This is a genomic window from Virgibacillus proomii, assembly GCF_018916875.1.
In the GTDB taxonomy this organism is placed as follows: Bacteria; Bacillota; Bacilli; order Bacillales; family Amphibacillaceae; genus Virgibacillus; species Virgibacillus proomii_B.
In genome coordinates this window covers 809708-833506 of record NZ_JAHLNO010000019.1, presented here as the reverse complement: position 1 = coordinate 833506, position 23799 = coordinate 809708, and the positions used below count along the sequence as shown (strand labels likewise).

Genomic DNA, 23799 nt, shown 5'->3' with positions numbered 1-23799 from the left:
CTTTTATTTGTTATTTCCCTTTTGAATAGGGCCAATTTTATACAACTGTTCATCCTCATGTCCTGTTCTTGGAAAATCAATAGAAGAATAATAGTTTCCAACAACGCATTCTGTGTTTAGCTTTTTCGCCAAGCCTAAAAACAAATATTGCGAAGGTAAATTGGAAGGCGTTACCGTAGCTTCAAGATAATTAACTTCCGCTAGATGCTCACGATTTAACAAATTCATCAACATCTTTGTCCCTAATCCTTTTCCACGTTGTGTAGCTTTTACAGCAACTTGCCAAATAAATAATGTATCCCGTTTACCCGGATGGACAAACCCGGATATAAAGCCAACTATTTCTTCTTCACTCTCGACAACGATGGATGTTTTTGAAAACATATCACACCAAAGGATATAGCTATAAGAAGAATTAAGGTCGAGCTTACCAATTTGCTTGATTAACTCCCAAACTGCAGCCCCGTCATCTTTTGTAGGCATGCGAAAAGTTAGTTCTTGTTCCTCTTTATTTTCAGTTGACGTCGTCCAAATTGTTGTTTGGATGCTTTCACCTCCCAACTAATGTAAAATAAGCTTCTATATAAGCTTATAAATAATCGGTACAAATCTCAAAACGTTTTAAGCTTGATATCACCCTATTAAACGTGCTCAGCTATGGTTATGGTTACATAAAGATCAATCCTTTAACAATAGCTAGCAAAAATTCTAAATAATAGGGCAGTTGTTTAAATTCGATGTTTGATTCTACAAAATTCTACATTTTTTTCGAGTTTTCCCTCATTTGTTTTACAAGTAATCCATTTTCTCTAATTTGTATACTCCTTCTGATGAAACAGTATTTCAACTACAGAACAAAAGCCAAAAGCGCTAGGTTAGCCGCGTACAAACTGGAGAACTTCTGACGAGATAAAGGAAACATGCCCCTGCAACAGGGTATGCCGACGGTGGGCGGTAAGCCCGCTTTTAGTCGGCCTTCCTTTTGATTCGAGCCGATGTTGACTTATCGTAGGAAGGAGTTCGAAGTTTGCTAGGCGTTGAGCACATAAGCTAGACAAACTATTTTTCAAAAAGTAATCTACCATGTAATAGTTTCCTAAACAACCACAGAAAACCTCCCTTTAAAAGCAAGATAATCTAACTTAAAGGGAGGTTTTCAATTGAAAGTTATAGCACATTTATGCTGTATTTTTATTCGAGTGTATTTTTTTCAACTTTCCCATTCTTGATGACTACTTGAATAGTTTCATTGTCTGCCAGTGAATATATATCATCTAGTGGATTTCCTTTTACAATTATAATATCTGCCAGCTTTCCTTGCTCTAACGTTCCCAGTTTATCTTGCCAGCCCAAGCACTCTGCAGCTGTTTTCGTAGAAGCAATAATTGTTTCCATCGGTGTCATACCAATATCTTTCATTAATCCAAGCTCTCGTAAATTCGTTCCATGTTTCATCACACCTGCATCTGTTCCCATCGCTATTTTAACACCGGCTTGATAAGCTTTTGCAATACTTGCATGGTGTTGTTCAATTACTTCTTTCGACTTTTCTACAGCCGTAGCTGGCATTCCTGCTTCCTCAGCTGTTTCTAAAACGGCAACCGGAGCTAATAAGGTCGGAACTAAAAACGTTCCATGCTCAAGCATTAATTCAATTGCTTCTTCATCAATAAAAATTCCATGTTCAATGGATTGGATGCCTGCTTTTACAGCATTCTTAATCCCTTCTGTACCTTGTGCATGCGCCATTACCCTTACACCTTTACGAAAACGCGCTTCCTCTACAATCACTTTTAATTCTTCCAGTGAAAATTGAGTAAATTCCGGGTGATCTGTAGCACTTAGTACCCCACCAGTAGCATGAACTTTAATTACTTCAGCACCAGCACGCAACATTTCTCTTGTTTTTTTCCGAACTTCTTCTACCCCATCACATTTTCCATTTGGCATCCCAGGATAATCAGTTGGCAATAAATCAATAATATTTCCAGACACCGTATAACCATCTCCGTGTCCTCCTGTAATCGTTAAAGCATTAATACTTAATTGCATTCTAGGACCAGGAATAAGTCCATCTTCAATTGCTTTCTTTATCCCAAGATCTGCTCCTAAAGCGTCTCTAACAGAAGTTACCCCAGCGTGTAAAGTTGTTTTTAAATACTGTGCTGCTTGATAATACATAAATGAAAATGGAGTAGCTAGTCGCTCGGCAATCGGTGAGAATTCCAACATCATATGTACATGTGTATCGATAAGGCCTGGAAGGATCGTTCCTCCATTGGCATCGATAACTGTCTCATCTCCAGATAATGAATAGCTTGCTTCTTCCCCAAAATAAACTATTTTTTCCCCTTCGATAACTACGATCCAATTCTTTTTAGGTTCACTACTTTTTCCATCAATACACAGACCATTTTGAATTAGTAGCTTTGTCATCATCATTTCCTCCCTATATAATCAAAAGATGTAAGAAAAACACTTTATTCTCTAAGTTACAATGTTTGTACTAATAAACCGGCAATAATAACAGATGCAACAGTAACTGTAGTAAAACCGCCAATTAACATTGGTGCAAGCAGTTCGTTAAAAATTAATTTTTCTTCTTCCTTATTCCTAGCTACACTTCTGCTTACTTCTTCACATAAAATGTAGTCTCCAGGAAAACCAAAAAGTGCCGTTAATGCAACAGGCATACCTTTTAATGGATCCCATTTCACTACCTTTGACATTAAATAACCGCCTAACATAATTCCAATTGTTCCTATCAGTAAGATTGTTAGAATACTAGGTAAATTCTGTAACACTTCTTCTGGTGTCACATCAGCCATTGTGCCAATAACTACAAATATAATTGCCACCATTGTAATTGAGAAAGAATTTGCTTTTTCCAGTGATCTGCTTTCAAATATGCCTGATTTCAAGCCAATTACCCCAATGGCTAAACACCATAAGCTATAATGAATAGGCGTTATTTCTCCTAAAAAAACACCTAACCCAGCACCTAAAAATACGTAAAATAATTTCAATGTTAGACTTATTTTAAGGGAGCTAATTGGTTGATTAGATGTAGCCTCTTCCCCTTGTTTCATACTTGAACTCATCGGAATAAATGTACCCGTATCTAATTGCTTCTGCATTTTCAAGGCATATTTACGCATAAAATTTAACGCAATTGGCATGCCTAAAACCCCCTGAAATGCAACAATTAATGCTGGAATAACCACGAGACTGGATCGTCCAATAGCAGCGAGCTCCTCCGTTGTAATGATTAGAGCAATAACTCCCCCACTTAGCGGCCCTACCCCTGCAACTGCTGTTGCATAGTCAAAAACAATAGAAATAATAATCAGAATAATTACACCAGATACGATGATACCACCTAAAGCAATTAGAACTGCTTTTAGTTGAGAGCGCAATAAAGAAAAAGGAATCAATGTCCCCATATGAACAATTGCAGGACCTATTAAGATAGCTCCTAATGCCGCGAATTGTGATTTTTCTAAAATATCATCCGGAAAAGCACCTGTCCATACCAGTACAAGAAAACCCGTCATTGCAGTAAGTAACATTGGTATTCTCGCTCTAGAAATAATGGAGAGCCATTCACCAAAAGCAATTAGTGAAAAAATGAGTACTGTAGAAATAAGCGGATTGGATAGCAAGAGAATTCCCTCCTTTTAAAAAATAATACTAATTACTATACCACTCGGATTATTGTTTGTCTATACAGTTTTTTTTGATAATTACCGTTTTTTTATTTTATATTCTCTTTCGCCTATTCTATAAAAACTAAAAAAACGGATAACACAATAAAGGTATCGCTTTCTTTTTTGGCAAAGGTTAAATCAAATATCGTTAAACTTTTTTGTTTATCTGATTTTGAAAATCTTTGCGCCCACTACTATAAACAAGAAAAAGCATACATTAGTAATAAAAAATGATAAAAAGAGGTGTTGATTGTGGAAAGTAACAATAGACGGAAACGGGGAGACCGTGGACCTTTTCAAGGACTTATGGAGCAAATGGATGCTTTTTTTAATGAATCAGCTAAAAATTTTAATGCTTTAATTAAACGACCATTGGCAGTCCGGACTTATGAAACGGCTTCCGACGTAATCGTGGAAGCAGAGCTACCTGGTTATAAGCGTGAGCAAATCAAATTAGAAATAGTTGGTAACCAATTGCGGATTACTGCTGAGGACCATTCTTCACAGGATTATGATGAAAGCTATTATAACAGAAAAGCAGAACGTGTCGTCAACCTTCCATTTGCTATATCTGAAAAAGAAACAAAGGCTGATCTAAAAAACGGTATTTTAAAAGTAACGATTCCAAAGAGGAATTCAAGCAGAAAATTTATTGATATTGAAGATAATACAGATGAATAAAAAATATTTGGAAGTTACTTATATTTATTTTGAACAATTCAGGCCATTAAACTACTCCTAGTATTTAGTAGGAGTTTAATGGCCCCATTTTTATGCCAATATTTTTTAATAACAATTAACTATAATTGTTAAATTGTTAAATATTTTTATAAAAATAATTAAGAAATATAAATTACGATAATCAAAAACTACCAATCCAAAATTAATACTATTGGTGGAACGTATAAAGACAGTAGTAATAATGGATGCAATGATGATAATACTTCTCAGCATGGTAACAAATTTGCTCCCAACCTATTTGATTGTTTCCATACTTTTTCATTTTCATCGCCTAAGTTGTTCTTACTCCTGATAAATTATTGATTTTTACCTATTTCCAACCTGTTGGCAACTACAAAATAAACTTATTTATACCTCTTTTTTCGTTGGTAAATGAAGAAAAACAGGATGATCAAACAGCTTGAATACCCTATATTCCAACCGTACATGATCAGAATATCATTGACGTTTAAAGAATCGTTCATTTGTACAATAACTTCAGATATCGGAGGAATCAAAAGCAATAAATATTCCCAGGATGGCGGGAGCAACTGTTGAATTCCAAGCGATGAAATAGACACGACAAGAACTAATATAATTCCCAACCATTGATTGCTCTTCGTCTCAACAATATTTCTAGTAAATAAAGCACCGATGGATATGGCTAATACTCCCAGTAACAGATGTGTTAGAAAACCAATTGTTAATGATGCTATTGTTACCTGCTCGGAAAACATGCCAAATACGACTGGATATACGACAGAAATAACTGCACATACAATCGTGATAAACAATAAACTCAGATACTTACTAACAAAGTATTTATTTTCGCTGCCTGCATGGATAATAGTTATTCCTTGCTGTATAGAATCCTCGGTATGAAAAAAGGTAACTGTTATCCATGCAGTTATGATGTACAAATAAATAGCAGTCACTCCATAACTAGACAAAACTGGGTTCGGATAAAATGCATAATTGACGATTAACATGATGATAAAAACACTAAAAGGCGCAACATAATTATACGATTTTAAATAATCCCGAAGTTGATAAGTAATCAAAGCTTTCATGTTAGCTTCCACTCCTTGGAATTTGCAATATTTGCTTGTAAAGTCTGCTGAACAAAGTAAATCGACGAACCGGATTGAATGAGTTCTACCAAAACATCATTACTTTTCTCCCCATATACTGCCAATACAAACATTCTTTCATCCACTTTAATAATTCGTACTTCACTTCGACTACTCAAGCGCGTGATTAACGAGCGATCTCGAGGGATAGAAGCCCGGATAGTGACATATTGATGTTGCCTTTTGTATGACGGATGGTAATCTTGAGAAAATACACCTTGATGTAACACGATGATTCGATTGGCAATGCGTTGCAATAGTACTTCATCATGACAAGAAAAAATAATTGTTAATCCTTTTTCCTTTAAATCATATAAAATCGACTCTAGTTCATGTTGAATGATAAAATCTAGTCCTGACAGCGGCTCATCCAGAATTAACACGGAAGGACCCATTAATAAAGCCTGCATAATACTAACTTTCTGCTTCATCCCTTTTGAGAAATATTTTATAGCTTGCATTTCATCTTGCATTCCGAATTGTTGAAGAAGATCGTTCACTCGTTTCGTTGTTTTTTTACTTGATAATCCCTGTATTTTTCCTAAGTTATAGAGATAATCAAAAGCTCTGAACCTTATTCCATTTGGAAATTGTTCCGGTGCATAGCCAACTTTGCAAGAGTCATGTGTATGTATTGTTCCACTAGTAGGTTTGGTCAGTCCTGCTAACAGTTTTAATAACGTACTCTTACCAGAACCGTTTGGCCCTAGAATGGCAACTCCCTCTCCTTTTACAAAGGAAAAGGACAAGTCTTTCAAAATATCGTTATTATTAATCGTTTTTCTAATATGATTTCCTTCAATTAGTTTTGCCATTAAATCTCTCCTCTTTAGGCTGATTTCGTTAAGTCGAAAAGCTATGGTTACTGCTGTTACAAACTAAAATTAACAATACATTTTGAGAGGAAATTATTCTTTCTACATTGTACTTGCTTTTCTCTTAGTCATTACGTATCATTATACCTGCAACAGTTATAAACGTAAAATTCTGTATTTTCCAACCCATTACCGCTATTATTCAGGGTACGACCTGCGTTTATTCGTCGTTATTAAAATTTCATTTGCATACAATTATGTACATCTTTTTCTAAACATTCTTAGCTTTTCAACAAAGACGTTTATTTAGCTTTCTGTGTGGTAAAAATATATGAAATCCCCCTCTTTAAAAATCTTTCAAATGATAAGTTCATTTTTATTAATAAAACCTGTATTGAGAATACAATTAGTAACGCCAAATATACGTGGTGTTCTTCATCCATATATGATTAATTCAAGGAAGGTGAGATCTTTATGCCTAGTGGAAAGCATGAAATCGAGATGAATGTTCCTGTTAATGACGTATGGAAGTTCGTCAGCGATATGAATCAATGGGCACCATTAGTTCCCGGATATATTGATCATGAAATTTTAAATGACAGAGAATCAACCTGGACGTTTAAGGGAGACCTTGGAATCGTTCACAAAAAAGTTCAGTTAAAAGTTATTATTACCGAATGGCAAGAGCCTAATAAAGTAACCTTTGATCTCATTGGTTTGAGTGAAAAATTCACTGGAGGCGGATCCTTCTATGCAAAAACGATTAGCGATAAAAAAATCAATATGACTGGTCATTTAAATATAAAGGCTAGTGGTATGCTCGGGTCGGTTATAAATCCCGTTTTGAAATCTTTTGTCCCTAAAATGACTAAGGAATTGACAGAAGCCGTTGCAGATAAATTAACAGAAATTTACTCCTCTTCATAACTTGATTGATGCATTTCCGAATAATTTGTCTCTTTAAGTTTATCATTTCTTATCGTAAATGTAGAACAAAAACTAGAAGCGCCCTCGTTTAGTAACGTACAAACTGCAGAACTTCTGACAGATACAGTGAAACTTCATTTAAGGAGAGCTTTTCTCCTTGAAAAAGAAGAACGCTTTTTCTGTGTGCGATGCATCGCTGACGTAGCTTTCCTTGTCCTTGAAAAAGGAAAGCACTTTTTCTGCGTGCGATGTGTCGCTGACGTAGCTTTCCTTGTCCTTGAAAAAGGAAAGCACTTTTTCTGCGTGCGATGTGTCGCTGACGTAGCTTTCCTTGTCCTTGAAAAAGGAAAGCACTTTTTCTGCGTGCGATGCATCGCTGACGTAGCTTTCCTTGTCCTTAAAAAAGGAAAGCACTTTTTCTGCGTGCGATGTGTCGCTGACGTAGCTTTCCTTGTCCTGTCGAACCAACCGAAATCGGGAATTGCGGGATAAAGAAAACATGTCTCTAAAACAGGGGGATGCCGACGCCTGAGCGACAAGCCCGCATTTAGTCGGCCTTCCTTTAGATTCCCGTGTTGACTAGAAAATCAGAGTTTGGCTATAGCTTGAGCGCCCAAGCTAGACGATGCTGCTTTTCAAAAAGATATCCACCACAAAAATATCGTTTCCCTAACAGTAAAAAACGGATTTCTCTAGTTTAGAGAAATCCGTTTTTGATCATTCCTTATGCCTATTGTTATTAATATATTGGCGAATATGCTCACTTACCCCAGCTAATTTTATTTTTGCCGGATCCGCCTCTGTATCTAACTGTACTGTTGATCCATCTTTAGGTAAAATCATCTCAAAGATTTTTTCATATTCCGCTACGGTTACTTCTATTCTTGAAGCTAGCATTTCTTCATGTTGTTTTTGATTTAAATGAGCTTGATAGTTTGGTTGTAATATACCAGTGAAGAACTCTCCTACAGCTCCAGATCCATAGCTGAATAAACCAATTCTTGCTCCTTCTTCTAAATCCTTCTGATGCTCAAGTAAAGATATCAAGCTTAAATATAAGGAGCCTGTATAAATATTACCTACGTTTTTATTATACATTTTACTATATTCCAAGTTTTCTAACAAACGCTCTTTATCCGCTTCTGTTCCCTCATCATAAATTGTCCGCAGTGCCTTTAACCCCATCTTTGTATATGGAAGATGGTAACAAATAGCGGTAAAATCTTTTATTGATAAGCCTGTAGAAGTTTTAAATGTCTGCCAAATTTCTTCAAAGAAAGAAAGATATTTTTCATTCGACAGCTTGCCATTAACTAAAGCATATTCCGAATATACAGGTCGCCAAAAGTCCATCACCTCGCCGGTCATAAAGGCACTTTTATCCTCGAGCTCCATGATACGGGGATCTCTACTAATTACTAGTGCAACTGCGCCTGCCCCTTGTGTTGCTTCACCGCCAGTTCTTAAACCATATCTAGCAATATCGGAGGCTAGAACTAGTACTTTACTGTCTGGATTTAATGCAACATGACCTTTTGCCATTTGAATACCTGCTGTTGCTCCATAACAAGCCTGCTTCACTTCAATTGTTCTTACATTCGGCTTAAGTCCTAATAAGTGGTGAACATATATTCCAGCAGCTTTAGAGTTATCCACTCCTGTCTCCGTTCCAAATATAACAAAATCAATGTTCTCCTTATCGGCATCATCTAAAATATCTAATGCCGCATTAGCAGCCAATGTCACAGAGTCCTGTGTAATTGGTGCAATTGCCATTTTTTCTTGACCAATACCTATCGTATATTTTTCTGGGTCTACATTTCTTGCTTTTGCAAGTTTATTCATATCTACATATAAATGTGGAACATAAAAACCAATTTTATCAATTCCTATTTTCATAATATACTCCTTTGCTTACTCTAATAGTTTTTGCTTCATATTTAAGTGACTAAATTCACAATTAAATTCTTGCATCGTTCAACATATAAATAATAATACAATCCGAAGCCAAACACAATTATGGCGCTTCCAAAAGATAAATTCTATCTTTCTTTATCAAGCTTTTAATAGGTGAGAAGTAGATTTTGTAGAAACAATTTAATGCCTACGTGATGCTTACCACTATTTCATTTCTATATGAAGAGAAAACGAAGGCAATCGAGCAGTTGTATAAAGTTTGCATACCTTTCTTCTACAGCTGCTTACGTTTTTGTTCTTCATACTTTTTAAGACCTTGTCTTCTTAATTTACAGGCAGGACATTTTCCACATCCGTTCCCTTTAATTCCATTATAACAAGTCAATGTTTTTTTGTTTTCATGAAAGAAAAAGCGCCTAATTGATCACTTAATTTCCATACGCCTGCTTTATTCAGCCACATTAATGGGGTATGGATAATAAATTGGTCATCCATGGCCAAATTAATGGTAACATTAAGAGACTTGATAAAACTCTCGCGACAATCCGGATAACCACTAAAATCCGTTTCTGATACACCAGTAACAATATGTTTTGCTTTGATCCGCATTGCTAACACTGCAGCAAAGGATAAAAACAATAAATTCCTACCCGGAACAAATGTATTTGGCAGTCCGTTTTCGGATTCCGTTATTTCTATATCACTGCGAGTTAAAGCATTCGGTGTAATTGACTTAACAGACTAATATCCAATTTATGATGTTTAACATTCAGCTCGCTGCAAAATTCTTTAAACTTCTAACTCAGCGACATGTCTTTGACCATACTTAAAAGTGACTGCTTCAACTGCTTGAAACTTTTCACGTGCCCAAAACAAGCAAGTAGTGCTATCTTGACCTCCACTAAAAACTACAATGGCTTTATGATTCATCACTGACCACCTTTCCCGTAAACTACTGTCTATTGTTTTACATGATTGTATAAGTGATCTTCTTTTTTCTTTATAATTCGGTCTATATCATTTAAAGCCATTTTAACATCCTTAAATGTGTATATATTTTTAAACGTATCTTGTATTTTAACTGCCTTTATAGCTATATCGTGACGAAAATTCGGCAAATATTAATTCCTTTTCCTTTTAAAGAAATAAATTGATGAATCTTTAATAGCCTTGATATGATATATGTATCTACCTCGTATAAGCCAGATAAATCAATAATAAAATATGTTCATTTGAGTTTTCGATATAATCGGATATTGTTGTCATCAACGACCTAACACGAACTTTATTCATGTTACCAATCATGGTAACTCTAATTGGTACAATCGGTGTTGAAATAGCTTCTATTTCCATTAAACTACGCTGTAAAAGCAACTCGCTTTCCTTTTCTTTCGCAACATCTTTTTGCACCCCTACAAAGTAATACTTTTGCTCTTCTTTGGACCAAATTAGATCAATCGTTAACTTATTCCGAAACCTGTTCCACCCTTTTTATAATTATATAGTTGAATGAGATCGCTTGTTTTTTATTGCCTCGTTCATTTTTTTATAAGCTGACTTTATCCGTATCTTGTCCTTAAAGAAATCGACAATTCTTGCCGATTATTTCATCTTCTTCATAACCGGAAGTTCAGTAAAGCCTTTGTTTCCATAAATGATTGGATTATCTGTTAGAGAGGGATCTGTTATTAGTAGGCCTATACTCTAGTATATTTTTATGCTTTTCAAATAGATTTAATTTTTGATTCTCTTTGTTAATCATAACACACTTCCTCTTCTACATCGTAATAACAGCTAAGGCTATATAATATCGGTATTTCTCCCTTCTTTCCCAATTGTACAAAAAAAAGATGAATGCTTACTGCATAAGACTAGGTAAAATCGTTACTAATTGTGGGAAAATAATTAACAAGAATATACAGATTATCATACCCACAATCATTGGAACTGCTCCTTTAAAAATAGTTTGTATCGGTATATGATTGGCAACCCCCTTAATAACAAAAATACTGATTCCTAAAGGGGGTGTCAATGAACCGATATTAATTGCCATGACCATAATAATCCCAAACCATACTCCATTAAACCCCAACTCTATTATAACCGGATAAATAATTGGAATAGTAAGTACAATTAGCGATAAACCTTCAATAAAGCAGCCTAATAAAAATAATGCAAATAAAATAACAATCAGAACAACAGACGAATTTAGTTCCAAGTTTCCTACCATTTGTGTCAACACTACCGGGAGTCTACTAATTGTTAGGAACTGACTAAATATAGTAGCTCCAATGAGAATTAAAAAAATATAGGCAGTTAGTTTTACCGATTCGTTAAATGATAGCTTTAATCGGTTCCAGTTTAGCCTTTTGGAAATGAATGAAAAAAACATCGCTCCAATTGCCCCTACACCAGCAGCTTCTGTCGGAGTGAAAATACCTAAATAAATTCCTCCTATACTAATGACAAACAAAGCTAAAAACGGCCAAACACTTTTTAATGTATGGAACTTCTCCCTTACAGTTGACTGCTCGACTTTTGCAGGGGCTAAAGAAGGATCTTTGCGTACAAGAATAGCAACAATAATCATAAAAATAACAACTTGAATGATCCCCGGAATAATCCCTGCGATTAATAATTCACCAATTGGCTCTCTCGTTTGTATGCCATATAAAATTAGGATTACGCTTGGAGGAATTAAAATTCCCAATGTTCCACCTGCTGCTACACAAGCAGTAGACAAGCTTGGTTTATAATTATATTTTTCCATTTCAGGTAGTGTTATTTTGGACACCGTTGCCGTAGTAGCATTCAAAGAACCAGAAATAGCTGAAAAAATAGCTGCAGTACCGATGGTTGCCATCGCTAATCCGCCTCGCAAATGGCCAATCCAACTATCTACGGCACGATATAAATCTTTTCCCATACCGGTATAAGATAAAAGCATACCCATTAAAATAAATAACGGAATGACACTTAGAGAGTATGAGCTAGCTGTATCAAAAGGAGTCCTCCCTAGTTGAAAAAATGCCACATCCCAACCACGAATCAAGGATGTTCCGGCTAGACCTACCAATATAAGAGAAACACCTACTGGAATTTTCATTAAAAATAAGATGATTAAGGCAAGAATACCTAGTGCACCTACAATTTCAGGACTCATCGTTACGAACCACCTTTTTCCAGTAGTAAAAAACATGTAAACATGCGGTTAAAGCAAATAACCCTAATCCAATCAAAGCTAAGAATACAATTGGATATAAAGGAATATTTAAATCCCCTGTTACTGTATTTGCTCTATAAAGACGTAATGCATATGTAACAGTACTCCAAGTAATAATGACCATTAACATCGCTATAATCAAATTAATTGAAAAAGAAAATAATAATTGTACGCGTTTTGAAAATCGTTCTACTACAAAATCTATCGTAATATGTTCTTCCTTGATATGTGTGTAAGCAAGAGTCAAAAAGACTACCAATGCTAGTCCAATCTCTGTGAAATCAACCGTCCCTGTAATTGGTTGTTTAAATATCCATCTTCCTAAAACATCTAAAGTAATAAGACCCGCCATGGCTAACAAGATAGCTTGTGCTATAATATGTGAGAGTCTGCTTAATTTGTTAATTAGTCTCTCCATTCACATCACTTCTTTCTCTCCTTTAAGTCATCTCTTAACTCCAATGCCCGGTTGTAAATTTTCTGTCCGGGAAACCCTTTTTTCTCCATATCTTTGATCCAAGTTTGAAAGATGGGGTCTAATGCCCGTTCCCATTCAACTAACATTTGTTCATTTATCTCAATTATTTCCGCATCATTATCTTTTGCTAATTTTCTTCCTTTTTCTCCGTCAACATCAAAAACACTCCCACTCCTTATAGACGCTTCCAGACCCGTAACCCCATTGATAATTTCTTTTTCTTCATTAGACAAACGTTCATATGTATCCTTATTCATAACCGTGAAAAATGGTGTAGTCGAAAAATTTCCTACTGTAATATAAGCAGCTACTTCATATAAGTTATAATTATAAAGCGCCTCTAAAGGAACCATTGCTCCATCAATGACACCACGTTCCATTGACTCATAAACATCTCCCATTGGCATCGAAACTGGCACAGCTCCCAATACCTCTAAAATATCGTTTGCCAATGGTGAAGGAGAACGAATACGTAAGCCTTTTAAATCCTCTGGTGATTGAATGGGATGATCTTTCGTGATCAGTTGTGCTGGGTCAGCAGTGAATAAATAAAGTGGTATCGTATCGCTATGTTCTGCTTGAATACTTGGAAATTCCTGATATAAATGTTCCATGATTTCTGAACCATGAGCCGCTGTCTCAGCCAAAAATGGCAGCTCCAAAATCGATACTAAGGGGAATCTGCCAGGGGAATATCCGTGTACACTTAATGCAATATCCACCTCCCCTGTAACAGCCATATCATACTGAGAACCTGCTCCTCCCAGTGCATTGGCCGGATATATATCATATGTAATAACTCCATTTGATTTTTCTTCTATTTCGCTACCTATTTCTTGAAACACTTCTGTTTGAATCGGATGATTACCTGGCAAAAAATGCGAAATGATTAAATGATGTTCTGATCCAGTTGAAGCTATTCCTTTTGAGCATGACGTAAGTAACAACATGAAACATAAAGCTATAAAATAATTTAATCGACGTGACATCCTTCCCCCTCCATTAATTTATCTTTATAAAGCGAATCTTCAATCAGTGAGGATTTCTTTTCTCCCCCACTGATCGTTAGTACCTTAAAGGTATGACCTAAAGGCCCCTGAACAGAATTGACATTTGTCTTACAGTTGGATTCTCCACTTATCCTCCTGGGTTTCACATCTAGCATGGAAGGGCAGGACTTACTGCCAGTTACATGCTAGATAAATTAAAACACAGAGCACTTAACGAGAAAACGTTTACATTATATATAATATTATATATAATTACGTATACATTATCAATAAATGATTAGAATAATTCGATAAAGTGAAAATTTATTCAGTAGGAGTTTCTTCCATCTCCTCTGAATGTTAGTACCACAAGGGTATGACCTAAGGCCTTTGAACGAATCGGGCATTTAGGTGCCGTTTTCTCCCACTTAGACCCTTTTGTACCAAATCAGGCTTTTAAAGTGGGGGTCTTACGGCACCTTACATGCGGGATAAATGGATGATAGTACATCTTGTCGTAATAATTCCCAACTTTTTAGTTGTTCATGATAACTTTATACTTTCGTATGGTTTATAAGGTTTGAGAAAACTCCTAAGTGATTCATGAAAATTACATCATTTAGGAGTTTTCAATACCTGTGCTTTCTATAATTATTTTTACTGCTAGCTCCGGTCATGGGCTTATTGGACACATCTGTTACTTAAACGCAAGCCACCTTGCCGCTATTCGAGCTCATGGCTTCTTTTAGCATACAAAATCCTAAAAAAATACCCGATCTTGTACAAAATTACTCTGGTCTTTAAATGCATCTCTAGTATTTAATTTATGCATTCGAGCAGCTTTTTCAATTGTTTCAAAGTCAGCTTTTTTCCTCAATAACTCAATTAATTGCTCATGTTCCTGAATGGAAGCTAAAGCGCGCTTTGGATGAAAAGCAGAACCTACTCTGCGAATCGAATCAAGCTTTAACCATAACCGACGAATTTCATCAACTAAAAATGTATTCTTACAATGTACATAAATCAACTCGTGAAAGGTACGGTTTAACTTTCCAAAATTTTGGAAATTGAATTCATCGATAGCCTCCTTCATTTGATTATTTTTTTCCGTCAGTTCTGCCAGTCTTTCTTTGGTAATGCCGTGTTGACTGCTTAAAGCTGTTGCATATCCTTCCATGACTGCTAACACAGATATTGTATTAAAATACTCATCTTTATTAATTGGAGTAACTACTGGTCCAATATTATTTTGATAATCAATTAAGCCTTCTGCCTCAAGTTGGCGAACTGCTTCACGAATTGGAATTGCGCTAGTAGATAACTCTTTCACCAATTGGTTAATTACAATTCGTTGTCCAGGTGCATAATAGCCCTCAATAATGCGCGACTTCATATAATCATAAGCTTTTTGTTTTTTTGTAATCGGTTGAATTTCCATAGTGGATATATCATATACTATATAATATATGATTGTCAAAATTGTATAAGCTTCTTCACTTGTATTCTAGTAAAATAACAATGTTCATTACACGTAAGACATCATTTGAAAAGATTTCTTAGGATTGAAACGTTTTTTCCATGTAAAACTTAGTATGACAGATACCGCTTTTCTTAATTGCTTGATTCGATTGACTGAATCTCGATTTTAGCTTTAGTTTTTATAACGCTCATGAATATTATTTAGTTTATACGTGGGTGAGGTGAATTCATAAAGTTCTAGTGATAACGCAAAATAACGTCTCTTATAGATAGAAGAAAAATGGCGCTTCAACGCAGAAAATAATTCATCACATAATTGTTTCTTTGTTTCGACTGATCTACCCTTCCCTAATTTTAATGTTACATGAACAAAAGCGTCATCTGCTGTTCCATCTGCTACGAGATAATTATTTAATTCAATTGCCCTTGACCTAAGTCCGCCGATTGGAATCATGTCTTGATGAATAAGCAATGTAGCATTTACTGTTTTTAGCAACTCAGGAATATTTGCTTCTTCTTTAATATTATCGGTATATTCAATAATTAAATGGGGCATCAGCGCTCCTCCCTTTTAGATTTGTTACTTTTGAAATACTTCCTCACTGACAACCGTATTAACTAATCGGCCAATTCCTTCTATTTCTGTCACCACTTCATCACCAACAACCGTGTTTACAGATCCTTTCGGTGTTCCTGTTAAAATAATATCATTCGGATATAATGTCATAAACTCACTTAAATATTCAATTAATTCCGGAATACTTAAAAGCATATCAGACGTTGTTCCTTCTTGTGTTATCTTGCCATTGACGTATGTACGCAATGTTAAATTCATAGGATCTTTCATATCTTCTTTATCAATAAGCCATGGACCGATTGGGGTGCAGCTGTCCCGATTCTTTACGCGAAGGTTTGGTCGATAATAGTTTTCTAAGTAATCACGAATCGCATAGTCATTTGCGATCGTATATCCTTTAACATAATGATAGGCGTCTTCTCTTTTCACTTGCTTTGCCTGCTTGCCAATCACGACAACTAACTCACACTCATAGTGCATAAAAGTAACATCATCAGGACGCACCGTTTTCCCTTTATGTCCAATCAATGTATTCGGACCTTTAAAAAAGATAAGCGGCTCTTTTTGAACAGCTGAAAAAGATAATTCCTTGGCGTGATCTGCGTAATTTAATCCTAATGTAAAGATGGTATTTGGCACAACTGGAGGTAACCAAATAACCTCTTCTTCTCCAACTACCCTCCCATCCTGAAGCTTGACTCCATTATCGGTTACAATCGCTTCATGCAAAAGCCCTTGATAAGCAACACGTGCATACTTCATGTTGTTCCTCCTTCCCAAGCTGCTTTAGATGTTAGCTTATTTTCTAGCTTTCCTATATGTTCAATTTCTATTTGCACCAGATCATTTACTTTAGCTAGTGGTGGATCTTCGGGAATACCAACTAGTAAAACATCTCCTTTTGCCAAAGTCATAAATTCCGTAACGTCTGCAAGCAATTTTTCTATTGGACGAAGCAGATTACACGTATTATTTTCCTGCTTCACTTCTCCATTAATTTTCACGCATATGCGTAATGCATTCGGATTAGCAACTGCTTCCTTCCTAATTACCCATGGGCCGATCGGACAAAATCCATCGCGTGATTTTTCTTTAATTGCCGGTCGATACACGTTAGTATGTGGTATACTTACATCATTTACAATCGTATATCCCTCTATATAAGAAAACGCTTCTGTTTCTTTTACGTTTGTTGCCGTTTTTCCAATAACAACACCTAAAGCTGACCCTATTTCCAGTTCTGTTATGCCTTCAGGTAATAAAATGGCTGCTCCATATGAGGAAAAGGTATTCCTTGGTTTTATATATAAGATGGGCGCATTTGGTGGTGCATGGTATGGTGCTTGCGACATAGCCGGTTCTAACTGTTTATACGCCTTTCGGTAGTTTAATAATGTGCCGTAAACCGTACCGGAAATAGGAATATCAAAGCTGACTTCTTCCATCCTGTATAATTTTCCATCTATTGAAATTTTTTCATCACGTAGGCTTAGCTTTACTTCTTGATAAGGCTTAACTCCACATAGTTTAGCCCGAGCAGTTTGCACCGTATATCATCCCTTCTTTTTGTTTTCAAATGATTAAAAAATATTCGTGTGCAGGGTCTATTTAACCATTTGACAACTACACAATGCCATATGAGCTTCTAAGCTCGAAATGTCACACCGCTTTAACATATTAGAAAAACTTGGCTTGTCGCCAAGTCTTTAGCGAAAGCTGTAGTTTTTCTTATACTATAAACCCTAAAATTTTATGCTTTTGTATAGTACAAAATAGACTTAAGCAATATCCTGACAAATAATGCTACCTAAGATATTGCTTAAGAGTCAAAAAATTCTATTGCCAAACAGCTAATTATGCGCGTTGTAATAGTTTCTCGTATTCTACCAATGTTTCTCGTATTTCCTGTTGTAGCTTCTCTGAAGGTAAATCCATTGGCAGACGGAGTACGGGTTCAATTTTCCCCATCATTCCTAGTGCTGCTTTCACTGGTGCCGGGTTGGTATCTTTAAAAAGTACATCATTTAATTTCATTAATTCAAAATGAAGATCTTGTGCCAGTTTTACATTGCCTTCCTCCCAGGCATTATGCAGTTCAGCAACCTTTTTCGGCTCCACATTAGAAGTTGCACTGATAGACCCCGCACCTCCAATGGCAAGCATTGGATAACAGAGCAGTTCAATTCCAGAAAACAACAAAAAGTCTCGACCGCAGTTAAGCAAGACACGATTTACATGTTCAAAGTCTTTATTGGACTCTTTTACACCAACGATATTTGGACAATCTTCATTTAGCCTAGCTAATGTTTCTACTTCCATATTGACTGCAGTACGCCCCGGTATATTATAAACAATAATTGGAATATCAACGGAGTCTGCAACTGTCTTAAAATGCTTATATAACGCCTGCTGATTTGGTTTATTATAGTATGGAACGATGACCATGGCTGCATCTGCGTCCATTTCCTGCGCCTTCTTCGTTAAATACATCGTCTCCTCATGATTGGTTGAACCTGTCCCTGGCACAAAAGGTACTCGTCCATTAATTACTTTTTTAGCATTTTCCATAACATTTACCCGCTCTTCTATGCTTAGCGAGCTTGGTTCTCCGGATGTTCCTGTTACAGAAATTGCGTGAGTACCATTTTCCAGCTGATACTCAATTAACTCCGCCTGTTTTTCATAATCAACTTCATAATTTGCTTTAAAAGGGGTAATCAACGGGGTCATTGACCCTCGTAATCGCTGTTTAATTTCAGTAAAATTTCTACTCAAGTTAACCATCCTTTCTATCTGCCTATCTTTTAATTAAAATAAAGTGAAACTTCATTCAAGGAGTGCTCTTCTCCTTGAATGTTAGTTAAACGAATCGGGCATTTAGGTGCCGTTATCTACAATTTTAACTTCTCCGAATTCTCGTAAGTTGTAATTCTACGGCACCTTACATGCGGGATAAACACTTCTTGCTTCACGCTTAAAATAGCTGTTGAATCTCTCAATGAATAAGGTATTGCGCACAACATTCACTTCCTATAACAATCAGCAATTGCACCTGAATCCCTCTCCCAAAACAATGTTTTTATTATGTTAGATAACAAATTGCGGCTTTCTTTTCTTTAATACAGGTTCATCTAACGATATTTTTTGACCTGAATGAATATCTAATACTGTTGATGCCTCATCAAACCAGCTATCTGGCGCTTCATGCCCCCAAAATGTCTGGCGCATTGGATCATCTAAATCCCATTTAATTGGTTTAAAGTCCGGATCACTAGTTAAATAGTCTCCATTGTATAATTCAATTCGATGTCCATCTGGATCTCTTACATACAAGAAGAACGCATTTGATAACCCATGCCGTCCTGGTCCTCTTTCAATATTTTGCCCATAACCAAGTGCAGCTAGAACATCACAACCCTCTATTAAACTCATTGGATCTCTTAACCAGAAACCAATATGATGTAACTGTGGACCAGCGCCATTCATAAAAGCTATGTCATGTACCGAAGGCTTCCGATGCAACCATGCGGCCCATATTTTCTCATTTTCATCAACGGTATACTCAGAACAAGCGAAGCCTAATTCATCTATATAGTAGTTATAAGCTTCTTCTACATTTGCTACCATACAATTAAAATGATCAATACGCTGTACTTTAGCTCCCTTATATAATTCATAGCGCTGAAGTAAGCGGTCGACTGTCTCCATTTCCGCATAAAATTCGAGTGGTAAACCTGCCTTATCCTGAACGCGAAGAGTGCGTCCAACTGCTTTTTGTGTACCTTTTTTAAGCCATTTCACATTTTTCCCTTGTTGAAGAAAGAGTTTTTCCAATTCATCAAGATTCTCGTCGGTAGAGACCTTATAGCTAATTGCTTCAACTGCTGGCTCTGTACGCTTTTTTAACCACAAACTATGATGATTATGCTCCTCTAGCCCGCGCAGGAAAATATTTTCATCATCTGCTTCCGTCACAATAAAGCCCAACGCTTCATAAAATGCCCTTGATCTATCTAAGTCAGTAACATGCAAAACAGCACGTCCTGAACGGATGATATTAAATTTCATGAAAACTTCCCCCTCTATTTCCCGAACTGCGGAATATAATGGTCCTTTAATGCAACGTGAACAATTTGGGTTTCCGTGTAAAAGTCAAAGGCATAATGCCCGCCTTCACGACCTATTCCACTATGTTTCGCTCCGCCAAACGGGGTTCTTAAATCCCTTACATTTTGTGAATTGACCCATAACATTCCAGATTCTATTGCTTGGGCAACACGATGTCCTCGCTGAATGTCCTTTGTCCATACATAGCCTGCTAAACCGTAACGGACATCATTTGCTAATTCAATTACTTCTTCTTCATCCGTAAACGTCATAGCTGCAATTACCGGACCAAAAATTTCTTCTTGAACGACTCGCATATCATTTCTTGCATGTAAAAGTAATGTTGGTGCAACGTAGTTCCCATTACCAGGTGGAATATTGCCGCTAATAACCTCACATCCTTCCTCTTCTGCAAGCTTAAGGTAGTTTTTTACATTTATATAATGTTCCTTATGAATTAACGGGCCGACTTGTGTATCGCTTTCTAACGGATCACCAACTTTAATATTGACAATTCGTTGTTTTAGCTTTTCGATAAAAGGTTCCGCAACTGTTTCATGAATATATAAACGGGAATTAGCTGTACAGCGCTCCCCATTAAATGAGAAAATCCCCCATGTACAAGCATCCAATGCCCGTTCTATGTCCGCATCCTCAAATACAATAATTGGTGATTTACCACCAAGTTCCATAGAAAATCTTTTTAACCAATCAGCACCATTTTTCATAATTTCCGAACCGGTTTTCGTTTCGCCCGTGAATGAAATAAGCGCTACATCTGGATGAGCAACGAGCGATGCACCCGCTGTTTCCCCATAACCATGTACAACATTAAAAACCCCGTTTGGTAAACCGGCTTTATCAATAATTTCAGCTAGTCGATTGGCGGTAAGCGGTGACCATTCCGCTGGCTTAAGTACGACGGTGTTTCCGGTTGTAAGTGCTGGTGCAAGCTTCCACGTCTCTAGCATAAATGGAGCATTCCATGGGGTGATTAACCCTGCTACTCCTACAGGTTTATGAATGGTATAGTTTAAAAATTCATCATCAACCTGATAAGCCTCGCCAATCATACGAGTAGCTACCATTTCTGCATAAAAGCGAAAATTATAAGCAGCTCTACTGACCATTTTCTTCGTTTGACTAATTGGTAATCCGGTATCAAACGACTCTAAGGGAGCGATTTCATCAATATGTTCATCAATGAGGTCGGCAATTTTATAAATATAAGCTAACCGATCTTTCACTTTTAGCTTGCCCCATTCCCCTTTAAATGCATTTTTTGCAGCATGAACTGCTTTATCTATATCTGCTTGCTCTCCCATCGCTACCTTGTTGATCGTTTCATTGGTAAACGGACTACTATTTTCAAATACTTTGTTATGCTCAGCATCAACAAATTGTCCATCTATATAAAGCTGTATATCTTTTACTTGTTGCTGCATTTTCGCATGTTGATCTGCAAGTTGCTTTGCCATGCTATCCGCTCCTTTGTTTTATATATAAAATCATATATCATTCAGGTGACAGAAAGATCCGTTATACATATTCTGCTGGTTGATACTTCCTATACTTTCCATCATAAAATGTTAACGGGTTGCCCTCTGTTAACAAAGCATCAACTACGCTTCCGATAAAGAGCGTATGGTCACCTACCACATACGTTCGATCTACTTCACAAACAACGGATGCAAGCGATCCCTGAATAATAGGAACATTGTGAAACATTGCAAAAGGAATTTCATCGTATTTTTTTGCCTGACCAGCAAAGTGCATAGAAATATCTTGTTGTAAATCCGATAGTACATTAACCGCAAATTTGCCCGAGCAGTTGATTTTTTTTAGCATATTTGCCCGATTATCAATGGAAACCGTGATTAATTTCGGGTCTAATGAAACGGACATAAACGCATTCGCTGTCATTCCATGAACTTCTTTATTTGCTTTTGTCGTAATCACTGTCACTCCAGTAGCAAACCGTCCCATAGCATCGCGAAAAGCTCTACTTTCCATGTCTATACCCTCCCTTTTTATATACTTCTTCAGAAGCTTCATGATCATTTTGTTATCTTTACTTTCTAAACTTTCAATAAGAAGGTATGCGAAAATCAGTAAAAATGACGCAGCAAAGTCTCGAAATTCTGCTTTTCATCCTTCCGTATAAGACAATGATGACGTATGATTAAGCTCCATTTCCTCTATCAGTAATCTTCTTTTGAAACTAAAGTGTTAACGTATCGATTTTTTGGCTGCTTAAAAACTCTCGCACTTGGGCTTTATATGTTTCTTTATCATATTTATCAAAATAAGCCATTCCCATTTTGATAGGATCACCAAAGAAGTAATATTCATAATGTGTCTGTCTTGTACCAAATGCACTCATCGTTAAATCCCATGCCAACCGAAAAATTTGTACACGTTCATATCCTTCCACATTCTTCCCTTGCATGGCACGATGCAGAATGGGACCAATCTCTTCATTTTCAAAGTCTTTATAGGTTGGAATTCCCATTAATCCTGAAGCTCCGAGAATCCTAACAATTTCAGCCATTCTTGGATATACACGTGGAAACCAATTTCGAGCAGCATCTAACGCAGCAAAGTCAGGAGTCATCATCCCCCACCTATCTATTTTGGCATTATGCTCTGCGCGAAACAGATGAGACTTCATCGTCTCCAATGTCAGCATAATTTCTGTTCCTTTATCCTTTACATGCTGAAAGCCATCAATTCCAATGGAATCCATCAGTGTGAGTACGACACCGAGTAAAAATTCTGTTTTGGCAATATCTTTCACTACCACTTGATGTGTCATATGAACGACGGCATTGGTTTCTGCAAAAGCTCGATTACAAATGGACGAATTTTCCAATACAAAGATTCGATCCCATGGAACTAATACATGATCAAATGCTACAATCGCATCCCCTTCTTCAAAAGAGGAGCTTAATGGATGATCATATTTATTACTGCCAAATTTAAAAGCTTCCCGACTTAAAAGCCTTAATCCCGGTGTATTATTCGGCAAGGCAAATGCTAATGAATAGGGATCGTCAAGCTCTCCGGATTTTTTGACGGTTGAAGGAAATACTAAAATCTCATCCGTGATGGCTCCCTGTGTTGCCAGCAGCCGAATCCCATCAACAATAACACCATTATCGTTCTTTTCCACAACGTGCAAGGCGACATTCGCATCTTTTTGTTCCGCCTGAATTTTTGCCCGGTTTACTTGTGGATGAATCAGTGTATGAGTTAAACTAATATCATTTTCTCTAGCAAATTCCGCATAGTTTCTTGCATTTTCCGCAAACATCGGATCTCCTTCAGCAAAAAATTCACTTGCCTGCCCCATTGCCATCACATCTGCATTCAAGTAATCAGGAGATCTGCCCATTAATCCTTTCGTAAAACTTTGCCATTCCATAATCGCTTCCCGGCGTTCTATCAAATCTTCAACCGTTGACGGAACCATAAATGTTTTCCCGATTGGATCACCGGTTGTTGGTGATGTATATAACATTTTCTCTGGTTTTTCATACTGCATATCATATAATCTTGCCATGGATTGAATCACATTTTTAAAAGCTGGATGTTCTGTTACATCATCAACACGTTCTCCATGAATATAAACATTATTTTTTGCTTTCTTTAAACGATCAATATATTGTTGCCCTGTTTTAGCCGGCATATATTTCCCTCCCTCATTTATTGCGCAAGTGCTAACAACAAC

Annotated in this window: 24 protein-coding genes and 1 pseudogene; 2 read left to right on the top strand and 23 right to left on the bottom strand. The window is 36.6% G+C overall.

The genetic code is table 11. From position 1 onward, the window contains the following. Positions 1 to 3: 3 nt before the first annotated feature. The 3 genes from ectA to KQI21_RS11105 form a co-directional block, all read right to left on the bottom strand. A complete protein-coding gene (gene ectA, locus KQI21_RS11115; protein WP_253291401.1) occupies positions 4 to 561 on the bottom strand; it encodes a diaminobutyrate acetyltransferase in 558 nt (185 codons plus the stop codon). Positions 562 to 1191: 630 nt separating this feature from the next. Continuing rightward, positions 1192 to 2436, bottom strand: a complete 1245-nt coding sequence (locus tag KQI21_RS11110; protein WP_216484227.1) for a metal-dependent hydrolase family protein — start codon at positions 2434 to 2436, stop codon at positions 1192 to 1194. 56 nt (positions 2437 to 2492) lie between these two features. Continuing rightward, positions 2493 to 3662 carry a hypothetical protein gene (locus KQI21_RS11105; protein WP_216484226.1) on the bottom strand — a complete coding sequence of 390 codons (1170 nt, stop codon included), beginning with the start codon at positions 3660 to 3662 and terminating at the stop codon, positions 2493 to 2495. A 297-nt stretch (positions 3663 to 3959) separates the two neighbouring features. Between KQI21_RS11105 and KQI21_RS11100 the strand changes: the two genes are divergently transcribed. Further along, positions 3960 to 4388 carry an Hsp20/alpha crystallin family protein gene (locus tag KQI21_RS11100; protein WP_216484225.1) on the top strand — a complete coding sequence of 143 codons (429 nt, stop codon included), beginning with the start codon at positions 3960 to 3962 and terminating at the stop codon, positions 4386 to 4388. 404 nt (positions 4389 to 4792) lie between these two features. On the opposite strand, the gene KQI21_RS11095 is transcribed toward KQI21_RS11100, so the two are convergent. Then, entirely contained in the window at positions 4793 to 5497 is a 705-nt protein-coding gene (locus KQI21_RS11095) for a hypothetical protein (RefSeq protein WP_216484224.1), read from the bottom strand. Next, positions 5494 to 6372: an ABC transporter ATP-binding protein gene (locus KQI21_RS11090; RefSeq protein WP_216484223.1), complete on the bottom strand. Its 879-nt coding sequence runs from the start codon at positions 6370 to 6372 to the stop codon at positions 5494 to 5496. The genes KQI21_RS11095 and KQI21_RS11090 overlap by 4 nt, the downstream gene beginning before the upstream one ends. A 474-nt stretch (positions 6373 to 6846) precedes the next feature. Between KQI21_RS11090 and KQI21_RS11085 the strand changes: the two genes are divergently transcribed. After that, positions 6847 to 7299, top strand: coding sequence for an SRPBCC family protein (locus KQI21_RS11085; RefSeq protein WP_216484222.1), 453 nt, complete (start codon positions 6847 to 6849; stop codon positions 7297 to 7299). A gap of 138 nt (positions 7300 to 7437) precedes the next feature. Here KQI21_RS11085 and KQI21_RS11080 read toward each other — a convergent pair whose 3' ends face one another. From KQI21_RS11080 to hpaB, 18 genes and pseudogenes are all read right to left on the bottom strand, one after another. Then, complete coding sequence (locus tag KQI21_RS11080) at positions 7438 to 7800, bottom strand: hypothetical protein (RefSeq protein WP_216484221.1); 363 nt, start codon at positions 7798 to 7800, stop codon at positions 7438 to 7440. A gap of 216 nt (positions 7801 to 8016) precedes the next feature. Then, positions 8017 to 9198, bottom strand: a complete 1182-nt coding sequence (locus KQI21_RS11075) for a hydroxymethylglutaryl-CoA synthase (protein WP_216484220.1) — start codon at positions 9196 to 9198, stop codon at positions 8017 to 8019. A gap of 292 nt (positions 9199 to 9490) precedes the next feature. Further along, positions 9491 to 9601, bottom strand: a complete 111-nt coding sequence (locus KQI21_RS16175) for a 7-cyano-7-deazaguanine synthase (RefSeq protein ID WP_253291400.1) — start codon at positions 9599 to 9601, stop codon at positions 9491 to 9493. Next, positions 9598 to 10146 (bottom strand): annotated as a pseudogene (gene queC, locus KQI21_RS11070) (7-cyano-7-deazaguanine synthase QueC). Before queC ends, KQI21_RS16175 begins: the two are co-directional and overlap by 4 nt. 29 nt (positions 10147 to 10175) lie before the next feature. After that, on the bottom strand, positions 10176 to 10334 hold the full coding sequence (locus KQI21_RS11065; RefSeq protein WP_216484219.1) for a hypothetical protein: 159 nt from the start codon (positions 10332 to 10334) through the stop codon (positions 10176 to 10178). Between the two features lie 70 nt (positions 10335 to 10404). After that, complete coding sequence (locus tag KQI21_RS11060; protein ID WP_216484218.1) at positions 10405 to 10626, bottom strand: hypothetical protein; 222 nt, start codon at positions 10624 to 10626, stop codon at positions 10405 to 10407. A 448-nt stretch (positions 10627 to 11074) separates the two neighbouring features. Continuing rightward, entirely contained in the window at positions 11075 to 12379 is a 1305-nt protein-coding gene (locus tag KQI21_RS11055; RefSeq protein WP_216484217.1) for a TRAP transporter large permease, read from the bottom strand. After that, a complete protein-coding gene (locus tag KQI21_RS11050; RefSeq protein ID WP_216484216.1) occupies positions 12369 to 12857 on the bottom strand; it encodes a TRAP transporter small permease in 489 nt (162 codons plus the stop codon). Before KQI21_RS11050 ends, KQI21_RS11055 begins: the two co-directional genes overlap by 11 nt. 5 nt (positions 12858 to 12862) lie before the next feature. Continuing rightward, positions 12863 to 13906 carry a TRAP transporter substrate-binding protein gene (locus KQI21_RS11045; protein WP_216484215.1) on the bottom strand — a complete coding sequence of 348 codons (1044 nt, stop codon included), beginning with the start codon at positions 13904 to 13906 and terminating at the stop codon, positions 12863 to 12865. A 760-nt stretch (positions 13907 to 14666) separates the two neighbouring features. Continuing rightward, complete coding sequence (locus KQI21_RS11040; RefSeq protein ID WP_216484214.1) at positions 14667 to 15344, bottom strand: GntR family transcriptional regulator; 678 nt, start codon at positions 15342 to 15344, stop codon at positions 14667 to 14669. A 213-nt stretch (positions 15345 to 15557) separates the two neighbouring features. After that, a complete protein-coding gene (locus tag KQI21_RS11035; RefSeq protein WP_216484213.1) occupies positions 15558 to 15941 on the bottom strand; it encodes a 5-carboxymethyl-2-hydroxymuconate Delta-isomerase in 384 nt (127 codons plus the stop codon). A 24-nt stretch (positions 15942 to 15965) separates the two neighbouring features. After that, positions 15966 to 16724: a fumarylacetoacetate hydrolase family protein gene (locus KQI21_RS11030; RefSeq protein WP_216484212.1), complete on the bottom strand. Its 759-nt coding sequence runs from the start codon at positions 16722 to 16724 to the stop codon at positions 15966 to 15968. After that, positions 16721 to 17509 (bottom strand): fumarylacetoacetate hydrolase family protein, encoded by a 789-nt coding sequence (locus KQI21_RS11025; RefSeq protein ID WP_309245538.1) that lies wholly within the window; start codon positions 17507 to 17509, stop codon positions 16721 to 16723. Before KQI21_RS11025 ends, KQI21_RS11030 begins: the two co-directional genes overlap by 4 nt. Before the next feature lie 307 nt (positions 17510 to 17816). After that, entirely contained in the window at positions 17817 to 18692 is an 876-nt protein-coding gene (gene hpaI, locus KQI21_RS11020) for a 2,4-dihydroxyhept-2-ene-1,7-dioic acid aldolase (RefSeq protein WP_253291434.1), read from the bottom strand. Between the two features lie 357 nt (positions 18693 to 19049). Then, positions 19050 to 20030: a 3,4-dihydroxyphenylacetate 2,3-dioxygenase gene (gene hpaD / locus KQI21_RS11015; protein ID WP_216484210.1), complete on the bottom strand. Its 981-nt coding sequence runs from the start codon at positions 20028 to 20030 to the stop codon at positions 19050 to 19052. A gap of 14 nt (positions 20031 to 20044) precedes the next feature. Beyond that, positions 20045 to 21547: a 5-carboxymethyl-2-hydroxymuconate semialdehyde dehydrogenase gene (hpaE, locus tag KQI21_RS11010; protein WP_253291399.1), complete on the bottom strand. Its 1503-nt coding sequence runs from the start codon at positions 21545 to 21547 to the stop codon at positions 20045 to 20047. Between the two features lie 61 nt (positions 21548 to 21608). Beyond that, entirely contained in the window at positions 21609 to 22082 is a 474-nt protein-coding gene (locus tag KQI21_RS11005) for a flavin reductase family protein (RefSeq protein WP_216484209.1), read from the bottom strand. A gap of 208 nt (positions 22083 to 22290) precedes the next feature. Next, positions 22291 to 23757 carry a 4-hydroxyphenylacetate 3-monooxygenase, oxygenase component gene (gene hpaB, locus KQI21_RS11000; RefSeq protein ID WP_216484208.1) on the bottom strand — a complete coding sequence of 489 codons (1467 nt, stop codon included), beginning with the start codon at positions 23755 to 23757 and terminating at the stop codon, positions 22291 to 22293. Positions 23758 to 23799 lie beyond the last annotated feature (42 nt).

Coding starts and splice junctions, on each gene's coding strand:
- KQI21_RS11110 (WP_216484227.1), bottom strand. CDS start 2,436: ATGACAAAGCTACTAATTCAAAATGGTCTGTGTATTGATGGAAAAAGT.
- KQI21_RS11095 (WP_216484224.1), bottom strand. CDS start 5,497: ATGAAAGCTTTGATTACTTATCAACTTCGGGATTATTTAAAATCGTAT.
- KQI21_RS11090 (WP_216484223.1), bottom strand. CDS start 6,372: ATGGCAAAACTAATTGAAGGAAATCATATTAGAAAAACGATTAATAAT.
- KQI21_RS11085 (WP_216484222.1), top strand. CDS start 6,847: ATGCCTAGTGGAAAGCATGAAATCGAGATGAATGTTCCTGTTAATGAC.
- KQI21_RS11080 (WP_216484221.1), bottom strand. CDS start 7,800: ATGTTTTCTTTATCCCGCAATTCCCGATTTCGGTTGGTTCGACAGGAC.
- KQI21_RS11075 (WP_216484220.1), bottom strand. CDS start 9,198: ATGAAAATAGGAATTGATAAAATTGGTTTTTATGTTCCACATTTATAT.
- KQI21_RS11055 (WP_216484217.1), bottom strand. CDS start 12,379: ATGAGTCCTGAAATTGTAGGTGCACTAGGTATTCTTGCCTTAATCATC.
- KQI21_RS11050 (WP_216484216.1), bottom strand. CDS start 12,857: ATGGAGAGACTAATTAACAAATTAAGCAGACTCTCACATATTATAGCA.
- KQI21_RS11045 (WP_216484215.1), bottom strand. CDS start 13,906: ATGTCACGTCGATTAAATTATTTTATAGCTTTATGTTTCATGTTGTTA.
- KQI21_RS11040 (WP_216484214.1), bottom strand. CDS start 15,344: ATGGAAATTCAACCGATTACAAAAAAACAAAAAGCTTATGATTATATG.
- KQI21_RS11035 (WP_216484213.1), bottom strand. CDS start 15,941: ATGCCCCATTTAATTATTGAATATACCGATAATATTAAAGAAGAAGCA.
- KQI21_RS11030 (WP_216484212.1), bottom strand. CDS start 16,724: ATGAAGTATGCACGTGTTGCTTATCAAGGGCTTTTGCATGAAGCGATT.
- hpaI (WP_253291434.1), bottom strand. CDS start 18,692: ATGACCCCGTTGATTACCCCTTTTAAAGCAAATTATGAAGTTGATTAT.
- hpaD (WP_216484210.1), bottom strand. CDS start 20,030: ATGAAATTTAATATCATCCGTTCAGGACGTGCTGTTTTGCATGTTACT.
- hpaE (WP_253291399.1), bottom strand. CDS start 21,547: ATGGCAAAGCAACTTGCAGATCAACATGCGAAAATGCAGCAACAAGTA.
- KQI21_RS11005 (WP_216484209.1), bottom strand. CDS start 22,082: ATGGAAAGTAGAGCTTTTCGCGATGCTATGGGACGGTTTGCTACTGGA.
- hpaB (WP_216484208.1), bottom strand. CDS start 23,757: ATGCCGGCTAAAACAGGGCAACAATATATTGATCGTTTAAAGAAAGCA.